This is a genomic window from Paenibacillus hodogayensis, from assembly GCF_039536325.1.
Lineage (GTDB): Bacteria > Bacillota > Bacilli > Paenibacillales > NBRC-103111 > Paenibacillus_AB > Paenibacillus_AB hodogayensis.
Genome location: NZ_BAAAYO010000001.1, coordinates 1319179 through 1332927, shown reverse-complemented (window position 1 = coordinate 1332927; position 13749 = coordinate 1319179). Strand labels below are relative to the sequence as shown.

General features: G+C 57.1%; 9 protein-coding genes and 1 CRISPR repeat array. Of the genes, 8 read left to right on the top strand and 1 reads right to left on the bottom strand.

Annotated elements, in window-relative coordinates:
• Positions 1–32 precede the first annotated feature (32 nt).
• Positions 33–533: direct repeats of the CRISPR family, unit length 33 nt; unit sequence GTCGCACTCCGTATGGATTGCGTGGATTGAAAC.
• A gap of 270 nt (positions 534–803) precedes the next feature.
• Complete coding sequence (locus tag ABD796_RS05395; protein WP_344903956.1) at positions 804–2114, bottom strand: LLM class flavin-dependent oxidoreductase; 1311 nt, start codon at positions 2112–2114, stop codon at positions 804–806.
• Between the two features lie 374 nt (positions 2115–2488).
• On the opposite strand from ABD796_RS05395, the gene ABD796_RS05390 reads away from it, so the two are divergent.
• The 8 genes from ABD796_RS05390 (at position 2489) to ABD796_RS05355 (ending at position 13159) form a co-directional block, all read left to right on the top strand.
• On the top strand, positions 2489–3394 hold the full coding sequence (locus ABD796_RS05390) for an amidohydrolase family protein (protein ID WP_344903953.1): 906 nt from the start codon (positions 2489–2491) through the stop codon (positions 3392–3394).
• A 67-nt stretch (positions 3395–3461) separates the two neighbouring features.
• Positions 3462–4427 (top strand): ABC transporter permease, encoded by a 966-nt coding sequence (locus tag ABD796_RS05385; RefSeq protein ID WP_344903950.1) that lies wholly within the window; start codon positions 3462–3464, stop codon positions 4425–4427.
• Between the two features lie 17 nt (positions 4428–4444).
• On the top strand, positions 4445–5329 hold the full coding sequence (locus tag ABD796_RS05380; RefSeq protein WP_379117708.1) for a carbohydrate ABC transporter permease: 885 nt from the start codon (positions 4445–4447) through the stop codon (positions 5327–5329).
• Positions 5330–5357: 28 nt separating this feature from the next.
• Positions 5358–6995, top strand: a complete 1638-nt coding sequence (locus ABD796_RS05375; protein ID WP_344903947.1) for an extracellular solute-binding protein — start codon at positions 5358–5360, stop codon at positions 6993–6995.
• 272 nt (positions 6996–7267) lie between these two features.
• Positions 7268–7786 (top strand): sigma-70 family RNA polymerase sigma factor, encoded by a 519-nt coding sequence (locus ABD796_RS05370; protein WP_344903944.1) that lies wholly within the window; start codon positions 7268–7270, stop codon positions 7784–7786.
• On the top strand, positions 7776–8357 hold the full coding sequence (locus ABD796_RS05365) for a hypothetical protein (RefSeq protein ID WP_344903941.1): 582 nt from the start codon (positions 7776–7778) through the stop codon (positions 8355–8357). The genes ABD796_RS05370 and ABD796_RS05365 overlap by 11 nt, the downstream gene beginning before the upstream one ends.
• On the top strand, positions 8326–10578 hold the full coding sequence (locus ABD796_RS05360) for a hypothetical protein (RefSeq protein WP_344903938.1): 2253 nt from the start codon (positions 8326–8328) through the stop codon (positions 10576–10578). The genes ABD796_RS05365 and ABD796_RS05360 overlap by 32 nt, the downstream gene beginning before the upstream one ends.
• 205 nt (positions 10579–10783) lie before the next feature.
• Complete coding sequence (locus ABD796_RS05355; RefSeq protein WP_344903935.1) at positions 10784–13159, top strand: hypothetical protein; 2376 nt, start codon at positions 10784–10786, stop codon at positions 13157–13159.
• Positions 13160–13749: the final 590 nt, after the last annotated feature.

Genomic DNA, 13749 nt, shown 5'->3' with positions numbered 1-13749 from the left:
TAAAACTGAAGCCGGATGTAACTACGTCGGCCGTCGCACTCCATATGGAGTGCGTGGATTGAAACTTAAACGCTTTATTCCATGCCTCCAGACTCCCCGGTCGCACTCCGTATGGATTGCGTGGATTGAAACTGGACGACCCGGCTTTTGTGAAACAAGGATACGGTCGCACTCCGTATGGATTGCGTGGATTGAAACACAAATGACAGAAGACGAAGTTAAAGTTTATACGTCGCACTCCGTATGGATTGCGTGGATTGAAACGCGCTGCTTGTATCCTTGGTGGGTATTTATCCTGTCGCACTCCGTATGGATTGCGTGGATTGAAACGAGCATACGACGAGGCTTGGAGAGAAGCGAGTCGCACGTCGCACTCCGTATGGAGTGCGTGGATTGAAACCTCGCCCGCCGCGAAGGTACCACAATACTTAAGTCGCACTCCGTATAGAGTGTGTGGATTGAAACAAGTATCTGTATGAGATCAAGGTTATGGCTGAAGCGTCGCACTCCGTATGGAGTGAGTGGATTCAAACGTTTGTCTGATTGCCGGACATGCGAAAACGCGGCCGCACGCATTTGGAGTACAGGGAAGCCCCCGTCTGCATCCAGCGGGGGCTCATCCTTTTCCAGTTGCACTCCTTACGCTACTGCTCTGCCGCATATGCAAGCCTGGGAAACAAACGATGGGACATCAGAAGAAGGAAATCGATGCATGATCGCATTTCGTCCTAGAGCTCCTATCATCCCTTTCAGCTCCCTCGGAAGATCAAAAGCATTGCCCATTGAGCCTCCACCCCGCCCCCTCACAAAACCGGTTCCAACCCAAGATTCTCCCGCAGCGTCCGTCCGGCATAAGCTTCGGGGAAAAGCCCTCTTCGCTGGAGCTCCGGCACGACGAGGTCCAAGAACAGATCGGTGTCGCCGTTCAGCTGTGGCATGACGTTGAAGCCGTCGGCGGCACCGTTGCGGAACCAGTGCTCCATCACATCGGCCACCTGCTCCGCCGTACCGGCTATATTCAGATCCCCGTTCCCCACCCAGTATTTCTCCAGCACCTCGCGGATGGTCACCGGCCGCTGATCGACAACCGCCTTGACCATCTTGTGAAACGACTGATAGGCATTAGCTTCGCCCGGCTCGGGCAGCTTCGGAAACAGGTCGTCGAGCGAGTAGCCCGAGAAATCGATGCCGAGCATGTTGGACAGCGACATGAGCGAGCGTTCGATGGAGCCGAGCCCCCGCAGCTCGCGGGCCTTCTCCTGAGCCTCCGCTTCCGTCGCTCCGACGACGACATGCAGCCCAGGCAGTACCTTGAGGCTGTCCGGAGAGCGGCCGGCCTTAGCGGTTCTCGCCTTGATATCTGCGTAAAAGTGCTGTCCTTCCTCGAACGTCCTCTGGATCGTAAAGATCAATTCCGCGTATTCTGCGGCCAAATCCTTGCCCTCCTCCGAGGAGCCGGCCTGCACCAGCAGCGGCCGTCCCTGCGGAGAGCGCATGATGTTCAAAGCGCCCCGTACGGAGAAATAGGGGCCCTCGTGGAAGATGTCGTGCACTTTGTCCGCGTCGGCATACACGCCGGATGCGCGATCTTGTACGAGAGCGTCCGTCTCCCAGCTGCCCCATAATTTGAGCACGACCTCGGCGAATTCGCGGGCTTTCTTGTATCGTTCGGCATGGGAGGGCAGATGCTCGAGACCGAAGTTGGCCGCCGTACGATCCACCCCGGTCGTCACCATGTTCCACCCGGCGCGTCCTCCGCTAATATGGTCGAGGGAAGCGAAGCCCCGGGCCAGGTTATACGGCTCGGTGAAGCTGGTGGAGACGGTGGCGATCAAGCCGATTCTCTCGGTAACGGTGGCAATGGAGGACAGCAGGGTCAACGGCTCGTAGCCGAAGATCGGGCCGTGCTGGACGGCCTTCACTTCGATCGACAACCCGTCCGCTATGAACAGCGAGTCCAGCCGGGCCGCCTCGGCCTTCCGGGCCAGGCGCAGGAAATGATGCAGGTCGTGAATGTCCTCCAGCTTCGTGCTCGGGTGGCGCCAGGCTCCGCGATGAGAACCGGCATTGCTTAAAACGAGATTCAAGATCATTCTTCGGTTGGCTTCGCTCATCGTCATCACCTTTGCATGCAATCTCGTTTTCGTCACCGCAGATTGGAAATGGGCTCCAATCCCGTTTTTTATTCATTGTAATGACTGGCCGGATTTTTGTAAACTATTCTTATTGAATTAATCGGAATTTTGTAAATAAACAAGAAATTTTGCAAAAACAGGATTGACAGCGAAGCGATCCGAGTATAAGATCATGAAAAGCATAGTAAATGAATTGGATTACAGGGGTATTGATTCAACCGGACATACCGGACTACCGGACACGGACTTTTCTGACATTGGATCTGTTGATACAGGTGCAATGACTCAAAGTTGGTGTCTTTTTGTTTATCTGCGGAAGAGACTTGAAGAATGGAACAGGAGGACTGGCATCTATGTTTACCAACGACTTTAAAGTGTTTGATATTCATGGCCATTTGCCGTATGCGCAGACCTTTATGTCGACCAACGAGATCCTCCTGGAGAAGAACAGGGAACGCGCGGAAAAAATGAGGCTGACCTGGGACTTTCCCGAGGCGGATTCCGACCCCGAGGACGCCGGCAAGCCGCTGATGGAACGCTGGATCGAATCGCTGGACCGGCATAATATCGGGGGCATCAACTTTCTGACTGCCGCCAACAATGACGATCTGGCAGCGAAAATTTCCGCTCGCCCGGACCGGTTTACCGGCTTCGCCCATCATTCCTTGGAAGCTCCGGATGCGCGGGAGGAGCTGGAGCGAGCGGTGGATACGCTCGGACTGAGGGGCTACAAGCTGTTCGGCCCTTTGGTGCAAATCCCGTTTCACGATCGTTCGCTTACGCCGGTGTGGGAGTTTCTGGCCGAAAGACGGCTGCCGGTGCTGATCCATTTCGGCATGCTGGGGCACACGGGCGGCATCGTGCAGCATTTGAACATTAGCCCGCTGTCGATCTTCAATGTGGCGCGGGAATATCCGACCATTCCGTTCATCATCCCGCATTTTGGCGCCGGCTATTTCCAGGAGCTGCTCCACCTGTGCTGGGGATGCCCGAATATTTATGTGGAGACGTCAGGCTCCAACCAGTGGACCCGCTGGACGCCCTACGACTTGACGCTGGAACAGCTGTTCCGCAAAACCTACGAGCTGATCGGCCCGGAACGGATCATTTTCGGGACGGATTCGAACGGCTTTCCGCGCGGCTTTATTTACCGTTATTTGCAGGATCAGGTTCGCATCGCCAGGGAGCTGCGGTTCCGGGAGGAAGAGATCGAGGGCATCTTCGGCAATAACGCCCGCAAGCTGCTGAAGTTGCTGTAAGAAGCTCCGCGCCGCGCGTCAGCGAAAAGCTTTTTCGGCCAATATCCACTCATTAAGGGGTTATGTTATGCAGAATTCGTCGGGGGAGATTGTGCTCCAGGCCAAAACAACGACCAGCATCCGCGTACGCTCCAGGCTGCTGAAAAATATAAAAGCAAACTGGGATTTATATGCGCTGCTGCTGCCGGTCGTTGTTTATTTTATCGTTTTTGAATACACCCCCATGTACGGCGTTCTGATCGCCTTCAAAAATTTTGTGGCCACCAAGGGAATATGGGGGAGTTCCTGGGTCGGCTTCGCCCATTTCGAACGGTTTTTCAAAGGCTTCTATTTCGGGAGGCTGCTCAAAAATACGCTCGGCATCAGCTTCTACCAGCTCGTCGTCGGCTTCCCGGTTCCGATCGTCCTGGCGCTTTGCATCAACGAGGTGAGAAACAAATATTTTAAAAGCTTCGTGCAGACGATCACCTACGCTCCACACTTCCTGTCAACGGTCGTCCTGGTCGGCATGGTGATGATCTTCCTGTCGCCTAAATACGGCGTGATCAATGTATTGCTTCACTACGTAGGGATCGGACCGATCTCGTTCATGACCGATGCGGCCTGGTTCAAGACGATCTACGTTTTCTCGGGCGTATGGCAAAACATGGGGTGGAGCTCGATCATTTACTTGGCTGCGCTGGCCGGCATCGATCCTCAGCTACACGAAGCCGCCCGGATCGACGGAGCGAGCCGTCTGCAGCGTATCCGGCACGTCAACCTGCCGGGCATTATGCCGACGATCATCGTGCTGCTGCTGCTGCAAATCGGCACGATCATGGGGGTCGGGTTCGAGAAAGCGTTCCTGATGCAAAATCCTCTGAACATGGAGGCGTCCGACATCATTTCGACTTATGTGTACCGGACCGGCATCGTGGAAGGACAATTCAGCTTCTCGACGGCGGTCGGGCTGTTCAACTCCGTCGTCAATCTGACTTTGCTGGTTGTGGTCAACACGGCGGTCAAGCGACTGAATCATACGGGCTTATGGTAAACGGGGGAGGACGCGCTTTGTTCGGAAAAGGACGCGAAGACAGAAGGTTTCATTGGTTCATTACGATTTTTCTTTGCTTCATTGTGTTGATCGTGGCTTATCCTTTGTTTTTTGTGGTGATCGCGTCGATCAGCGATCCGCAGGCGGTCATCACCGGAGAAGTGCTGCTGCTGCCCAGGGGGATTCAATTTACGGGCTATGACAAAATTATCCACAACACAGAGCTGCAAAGAGGCTTTCTCAATACGATTATTTACACGGCGGTCGGTACGTCCATCAATCTCGTGCTGACGGTATGCGCAGCTTATCCGTTGTCGCGCAAAGATGTGATGGGGCGGCAGCTCGTCACCGCCTTCCTGCTGTTCACGATGTTTTTCAGCGGAGGAATGATCCCGACTTATTTGCTAATCCGGGACCTCGGCATGATCAATACGGTGTGGGCGATGATCCTGCCGAACGCGGTGTCGGTCGTGAATGTGATCATCATGCGAACGTATTTCCAGACGACCATTCCAGGGGAAGTGCAGGAGGCCGCCTCCATCGATGGGTGCGGAAATCTGAAGATGCTGTGGAAAGTCGTGCTGCCTTTGTCCATGCCGATTATTGCCGTCATGATCCTGTTCTACAGCGTGGCGCACTGGAACGCCTATTTTAACGCGATGCTGTATTTGAACGACCGCAAGATGTATCCTTTGCAGCTGCTGCTGCGGGAAATATTGGTCCAAGACGATTTGCAGGATATGGTTTCGCTCGGAGACGATTCCTTGTTGAAAAATGTGTTGACTACGGAATCGATCAAATATGCCGCCGTTATCGCTGCCAATTTGCCTGTGCTCCTTTTATACCCTTTTTTGCAAAAATATTTTGTGAAAGGGATTTTTATAGGCGCTGTAAAAGGATAATTACACCTGTTGGAGGTCTGGCTGATTCATGAGAAAAAGAACTGTGTTTACTGGCTTTTTATCCTTAACCTTGGCGACGGGCCTGGCCGGCTGCGGAACGAGTCCGAGCAAGGAAAGCGGACAAGCCGAAAAGACGCCGCCTGCGAAAGAAACGCCCGTTCAAAATTTGAATACGACCGGTTTTCCTATCGTCAAGGAGCCGATTTCGTTGAAAATTTTTGCCGGCAAAGCAGCCACGACCGCGGCGAACTGGAACGACTTGACGCTGTGGAAGGAATACGCCAAGCAGAGCAACATCCAGGTCAACTTTGAGCTGGTCCCATTCGACGGACTTGCGGAGAAGCGAAACCTCGTCCTGACAAGCAACGATCTGCCGGACGCGTTCCATACGGCGCAATTTCCGTCTACCGATCTTCTGAAATACGGCGAGCAGGGCGTGTTTATCAAGCTGAACGATTTGATCGACAAATACGCGCCGAACCTTAAAAAGCTGATGGAGAAAAACCCCGAGATCAAGCGGGCCATCACGATGACCGACGGCAACATCTACTCGTTCCCGACTGCGGTCGATCCCGAATTCACAACGGCCAGGACGAACAACAAAATGTGGCTGAACAAAGAGTGGCTGGCCAAATTGAACCTGCCCGAGCCAAAAACGACGGACGAATTGTACAACTATTTGAAGCTCGTCAAAACGACCGATCTGAACGGCAACGGCAAGCTGGACGAAATTCCGTTCGGCACCGGAGGAGGGATTACCCCTCTCGTGCAATATTTGCGGGGCTCATGGGGACTCGGCAACAGAGGGGCCGCGCATAACCTGGTGGACGTAGACCCGAAAACGAACAATATCCGGTTCATTCCGACGGACCCCAAGTACAAGGAATTGCTGCAATATATCAATAAGCTGTATACGGAAGGCCTGATCGATAAAGATATTTTCACGATCAAGAGCAACGAGTTTTTAGCGAGAGGGTCACAAGGCTTGTACGGGGCGATGATCGCGACCAACCCGCAAACCTTGATTAACAAAAACGAATATATCGGCGGCGTGGCCTATACAGGGCCGTACGGGGATCATTTGTTCTCTCTGACCCGGCCGGCGGTTAGTTACCCAGGCTCGTTCGTCATTACGAACAAAAACAAAAATCCGGAAGCGACGGTCCGCTGGATCGACCACTTCTACGGCGAGGAAGGCGTCAAATTGTTCCTTATGGGTTTCAAGGACGTGACGTACAAGGAGCTTCCCGACGGCTCGTTCGACTTTGTCGACGAAATCAAAAACAATCCGAAAGGGCTGACGGTCGAGCAGGCGCTCATTCAATATTTGTCCTGGCCGGGCGGCCGCTACCCGGCGCTCGTCATCCAAAAATATTTTAAAGGCGCGGAAAGCTTGCCGACGGCAACCGCTGCGACGGAAAAAGTCAAGGCGGACATTTTGAAGGAAGTATGGCCGATCTTCAACTACACGCTGGACGAAAATACGAGAATCCAAATTTTGGATAAAGATATAAACACCTATGTGACCGAATGGGAAGCCAAGTTTATTTTTGGCGACATTCCTTTCACGGACTGGGACAAATTCGTCGACAATTTCAAGAAATTGGGCTTGGACGAATACTTGAAGCTGTACAACTCGGCTTACCAGCGTTATTTGAAGAGCTGAGTGCCCTGGAGGCCTTCCCAAATTGAAACCAAGGCCGCAACTAAGGTATACTGGGGAAGCAAGTCAGCCCTGAACAACCGCATACGACTCCGTGCATACGGAAACAGGAAGCTCCTCGCGCAGAGGAGCTTTTTTCTGTAAAGTCCCGTGCGGGCGTGCGAAATTTTTTTGCGAAAAGATGCAACCGGATCGGGGCAAGCCGCATCTGGATGTATAGATAGAGAGGGGGGAGCGGTCTGAATGTCGTAGAACGATTGCGAAGGCAGGACGAGGTGGCGCTGCGGGAACTGATGGCGCTATACGGCGACTATTTGCTCCGTACGTCGTACCTGCTGCTGAAGGACCGCCAGGCGGCCGAAGAGGCGGTACAGGATACGTTCGTGACGGCCTTCTACAAGATCGGACAGCTGCAGGACCCTGATAAAATAAAAAGCTGGCTGACCCGCATCGTGGTCAATCGCTGCCGGATGAGCCGGCGCTCGTGGAGCTGGCAGCGGCTGCTCGCATTGGCTCGCCCGGAATCGGCCGCGGAGCTGCCGGACCGGACGCAAAACGGGCCCGAGGAAAAGCTGCTGCTGGAGTGGCGGGACCGACGGTTGACGGACGCCGTCCGCAGGCTGTCATACCCGTACCGGGAAGTCATTGCGTTGTTTTATTTCAACGAATTGGGAATCGGCGAGATGTCTGAGCTGCTGGCCATAAACGGCAATACGATCAAATCCCGGCTCGCCCGGGCGCGATCGCAGCTGAAGCGAATCCTGGAGAAGGAGGCGAACGAAGATGAGCGATAAAGGCGGCCAACGCGGCGAAGAAGAGAAACGGGCGGGGACAAACGGAGAAACGGGGAGCCGGGAAAAAGAAGCGCGGCCATCCGTTCCGGCAGCCGAATCGGCGGGAATTCCTTCGAGCGGGGAAACGTCGGAGGCGGTCCGCGAGTCGGGGGATGCCGCGCTTCGGGAGCGGCTCCGGGAAGAACTGGAGCCGCTGCGTTTCGACGCGGTCGAGCAGGTCGTGCGGCGGACGCATCCCCGGACGTTCGGGCAGCGTCTGCGCGCCTGGTGGAACAAGGAGCTGGAAATTCCGGTCGTACCTGGCGGCGCCGCTGTTGCGATGGTGCTGTTCCTGTTCGGAATCCAACAGGCGGCATCGCCGCATAAGCGGAACGAGGCTGCGGCCGGCACCCGGCAGTTGGTCGAGGCAGGCGGCAGCATGTATTGGAAGGATCAATTGGAGAAGGCCGTTCCTTCCGCCGAGAAGCCGCCGACGTCAGCCGGGGACGAAGACGAAAGCGCCGTGCGGGAAGGCGGATGGAGCGAAAGGGGGATAGCCCGTGCTGGGATGGAAATTGAAAATAAAGGTTAAGCAGCTCGTGCTGTCCGTCGTCGCCATCGGTATCGTCATTCCGCTGCTGACCGAATATGTCGCTCCGCAGGCGCGGCTTTACAATGCCCGCAAACTGGCGGCCGCCCACGACAGTCTGGGTCGAGAAGGCATTCTCGAGGCGCTCGGCGGCAAAGCGATCGTGGCCAAGCAGCGGTGGGGGCTGATCCGGGACTATATGATCGAAGATGCGCCGGATAAGGTTCGCGCCTCCGATTTCGATCTGTATATCGGACCTAATTTTTCCCAATATCAGAACGGCAGCCAGAAAGAGCTGTTTAGCCGCGAAGATAAAATCCCTTACCTGGAGCAATACGTCGGGCAGGCTCCGGTGAACGGTTATTTGGTACGGTCTGCCGAATATTTGGCCTATCTCCTCCAAGAGGAGGGAGAGACCGACCGGGCCGTGGCTGTACTGGAGCAGGCAGCCAAGCGGCTGGCCGGGGACCGGTACGAGACGATGCGTCACGAGCTGGTTTACCGGGCCGCCGGCGTAAGGGCCGATGAGGGGCGGGGGGAGGAAGCGGAAGCGATGCTGGCCGCCTTGAGCTTGAAGCTGACCGGAATAGAGAACGATCTGAATGATCGTATCGCCAAGCGGAGAGCCCGGATTGCCGTAGATAGCGGCAAGCTTATCCCTGTCCTTGAGGGCTTGAAAGCAGAGCTCGCCCGGACGGAAACGGCCGTCGGAACAGACGGGAGCGGGGACTCCCCGCAGCGGCAGCAGCTGATCCGGATGAAGACGCACCTGGAAAGCGAGGCCGCTCGGCGGCAAAGCTCCGCGTCGGCCGTATCCGGCTCCGTCCTGCGCAGCGACGGCACGCCGATCGCGCACGCCGGCGTCTATTTGCGGGACGAACGGATCGTGAACCAGAGCGTACAGGAGAACGATCCTTATCAGGGAATGACCGACGAGCACGGGGCCTTCCGGTTTCAGCATGTGGAGCCGGGCAACTACCAGCTTTACTTGGGACTGGACTTCGACCAGATCAGCGGCTGGACATGGCCGGTCGTACGCGACGACTGGATTGAGGTGGACGGGAGCGGCAACGTGAGGGTGCCGGTTACGATGCAGCGGCTGATCGAGCAGCTATCGCCCGTCAAGGAGGCAACGATCGGCGAGGGAGATATCGAATTTCAATGGAAGGAGGTAGAGGGAGCGGCTTTTTATACGGTGATGATCGGTACGGAAATTCGCAACGGTACGGCAGGCATGCAGTTGAGAACGGGTATTCCTGAGCCTCGTCTGCGCGTGCCAGCTCAGGCGCTCTACGATGTCCAGACGGGTCTTTCCTACGAAACGCCCGGCGACTGGTCGTCGACCGATCCGTCGACCTTGCTCGGATTTACGAATCCGGACAGCCGCTTGTTTTGGACGGTGGAGGCGTACAGCGGAAGCGGAGAGCTGCTGACCAAAAGCAACGGGTACCGTCTGGACGACGGCTCCGTAGGAAATCCTCCTTTTTTCTACGTCAAGCAGCGCAGCATGACTGCAGCCGACAAACTGGTGCAGGCGGGACGGTTCGACGACGCGCTGGCCGGCTATATGCGCGAGCTGGAAGCCGAGCCGGAGCCGGTTCATTCGCTGCGGATGCTCGTTCGCCTGCTGCAAGCGAAGAGCTGGGTGACGGACGACAAAACGTACGGGGAGCAGGCGCTGCCGTATTTGACAAGGCTGGTCGAGCTGCATCCGGCCCCGATGTATGTGAGCGCATTGAGAGGGGACGCTTATGAAAAACGGGACTGGCCGCGGTACGACCGGATGCTTGCGTTGTACGACCGGGTGACCGGGCTGCCGCCGACGCCGTACGACCAGTCTATGCACGGGACGGCCCTGATGATGCAAGGCCGTTATGCGGAGGCGCTGCCCGTATTGGCCGAAGCGGTTTCTGCGGACAGGAGCCATCGCTTCGTGGGCAATTATTTGGCCGCCGTTCTATACACGGAGCAGTCTGCGCGCAACGCTTCGCTGCTCGCAGGCATGTACCCCGAGCGGGCGTTCGGGCCGCCTATCCGCAACTGGAAGAATCTGGTTGACGATCTGGCCGCTGAAGCGAAGGAAAACCCGGCGTACTACGCTCGGCTGAACGAAGTGCTGGACTGGCACTTCCAAGGGGAAGCGGGTCCATTGCGGAGCTGGCTGCTGGACACGGGCGACAGCGCGATGAAAGCGTTCGTCCAGGGTGTGATGGGAGTAAAATAACGTCGTTCTTTCCGTTTGCGGGCAGGTCGGAAGGCGGAGCGTTTTGGCCGAACGGTCTGCCACAGCGGGCGGCGAGCGTACTTCGATGCGTCTTGAGGTTATGCCGGAATTTGGTAAAGGGGTCTGACTTTGCGCGGCGTTCTTTGGTATACTGAAGGCATGCCAAAATAGACGATATCGAGCATCGTTCGGAAGGGGATCGACAGTGAAAAACGTGTACAGCGCAATGAGAGTGATGCTCTTCGTATGCATGGTCTTTATGCTGGCGCAGCTGCCTGTCTGGGCGGCCGGGTTGCCGAAGCAGGAGGGCGTCGTGACCGATCCGGTCGGATTGTTTTCGGCAGCGGATGCGAAGAGAATCGCGGACAGCGTAAGCGGTAAAGGATACGAGCTGCAGGTGCTGACCGCTCGCGGTTTGAACGAGAAGGACGGCGAGAAGCTGGCGAACGACGCTTACGACGGCTGGAAGCTGAAGCCGAACCAGCTCATTTTGGTCATTACGACCGATCCCAATTTCGTTCACCTCGTGTTCGACAATGTGGAGCTGAAGGACCGTGTAGCGGCAAGCGCCGCGCGCAATGCGAAGGGCGTCGTCGACCGAGCGTTCGTCCCGCTAGCGGGCAGCGGCAAAGTAGCCGACGGCGTCATTGCCGTCAGCCGCTACGTGAATGAGCTTCCACCTGCACCGGCGGGCGCGGCAAGCAGCGTCAAGGGGATGTCGGGCAAGACGATCGCCATCGTCGTGCTGGCTTTGGCCATCCTGGTGCTCCTCGTGGTGCTGATTCGCCAGCTTGGCCTGCGCTCCAAGGCGAAAGCAACGATCCGGGAAGCGGAGAAGCTGCGCGCCGATGCGGATAAGACGGTCAGCGGCGTTATCGTGTCGCAACTGCTAAAGGAACTGGAAATGGGCTTTATGCAGGGCGAAACGAAGCAGCGCGTGTCCGGGCTCGAGAAGGAAGCGATCGATTTGCAAAGGCAGGGGCAGGAGCTGGTCGAGCGCCTTGGGCAGCAGCGCATGTCCTTCTGGTCGGCGGCGGCCGACGGCCGCGCCGCCAAGCAGCTCAAGGGCGAGGTTGAGGCGTATGTCGGACGGGTCGGTCAGGCGAAGGCGACGCAGGAGGAGCTGGAGTCGTTGTCCGCCGCAGCGCGGCATACCGTCGCTAGCGTGAAGACGCAGGCGGAGGAAGCTTCCGTTGCGCTCGAGTCGCTGGCCTCCGATACGGCTTATCCGCTGCCGGTGCTCCGGGAGCAGCTGAAACAGGTGCGCGCGCTGGGCGAGAACGCCGACAATGTCGACGAATTCGATTTTGTCCAAGCCGATTCGCTTGCCCAGCAGGCTCTGCAGCTTGCCGCCGTCTTGACGGCGGGCGTGACCGAGCTGCGGCGGCAGGTGAAGCTGTACCCGGGCTACGTGCCGCGCCTGCGCGACCGCGAGTCTGAGCTGAGGCTTGCCGTTGAGCGCGAACGTCTGCTGCTGATCGATGCTGATCCGTTCCGGATGCTGAAGCAGGCCGAGGGGGAACTGCCCCGGCTCGGCAAGCTGATCGAAAGCGGGGACGCGACCGGGGCCAAAGCGTGCTCGGACCTCGTCGAAGGAGGTTTGCAGGGCGCCAGCGACGCCGTGGCCGAAATGGTTTCCAACCGGGACTACGGCCACAATGCGGTGCGCGAGGCAGAGCGGTTTTTATCCGGAATCGGCGAATTCGAGGCTTCCTACGCGACCGAGCTTGCTCAGCTACGCGGGAAGTTCGGCGAGACGCACGTGCGCGAGCAGGAAGGGCGGCTGGCGCAGACGAAGCAGGCCAATGATGAGCTGACCCGGCTGTTGAAGGAGCTGCGCGGCGCGCTCGATCCCGGCGTGCAGCAGTACCGTCTGGCCCGTCAACGCGGAGAGCGGGCCAATCTGGTTGTCGCTCAGGCAGCCAAGACGCGGGAGGAAAGCCTGGCGTACCGCGCCCGGATGGAACAGGCGCTGCGCGAAGCGAACGACCGGTTCGCGGCCAGCCGTACCCGGTACTTGCAGGCGGCCGACGCTTTTGCCCGGCTGCAGGTGAGCATGGATGCGCCGCGCCGGATGGTCGCCGACGGGAAGACGCAGCTTAGCGGCGTCGAGAGCGCCCTGCGGGCTGGCGGGGTGGATATGGGACGCGTCGAGCAGCAGCTGCAATCGTTCGGCACGCTGGTGGACGGCTTGACTGCGGAGGTGGGCCGACTTGCTCGTGAGAAGGAAGAGTCGATGCGGCTGTACAACCAGCTGCACAGCGACTATATGAGCCGGTACGAGCGCTACGGCAAAGTCATCAACGTCGCTGCGTATGCGTCCTCTTACGCCGGCATGAAGGGAGATATCGAACGCCTGATCGCGACCGGGCGGTTTGAAGAAGCTACGCGGCGCATCACGGACGGCAGAGGTATCATATCCCAATTGGAACGAGAATACCTGCGGCATCAAGAAGAGGAGCGGCGGCGCAACGGCGGCGGAGGTGGCGGAGGTGGCGGCGGCCGTTCCTCCGGAAGCTCCGGCTGGGGTGGCGGAGGTGGCTCTGGCGGCGGCAAGTCGTCGGGCTCTTCCAAGTGGTGATCGCGAGCAAAGGAGCAAGGAGGCTCGGCTGATTCGCGAGCCTTCGAACTGCTTATGCCGAACCGTCTACTTGAGCAAATTTTCTGTGAAAATCGACTGTGCTTTCGCTGGTGCGAATGGGTAGCTCCCATAAAAATCCCGGTTCCTTCGCACCTCACAATTTGTCGAAAGAAGTCGTTTTTGGAGGGCTTTAAAAATAGTCAAGTTTGAATTTATATTGAAATTCGATCGATTCCGATGAAATGCAGAATGAATTGATGCGAATTCGGCATGGATTGCCTCATTTTCGCTGTCGCACTCCGTATGGAGTGCGTGGATTGAAACATGTTGGGTTATTACTTTGCGTCGGATGAATACAGTCGCACTCCGTATGGAGTGCGTGGATTGAAACTAACAAATACCGGGCTGCACTTCCTCGCGATGCGTCGCACTCCGTATGGAGTGCGTGGATTGAAACTTATCAGGATCGTGACCGAGTTCCTTGAGCATTTCGTCGCACTCCGTATGGAGTGCGTGGATTGAAACATACCTGACGGAGGAAGGTAGCTTCGGTAGACCGTCGCACTCCGTATGGAGTGCGTGGATTGAAA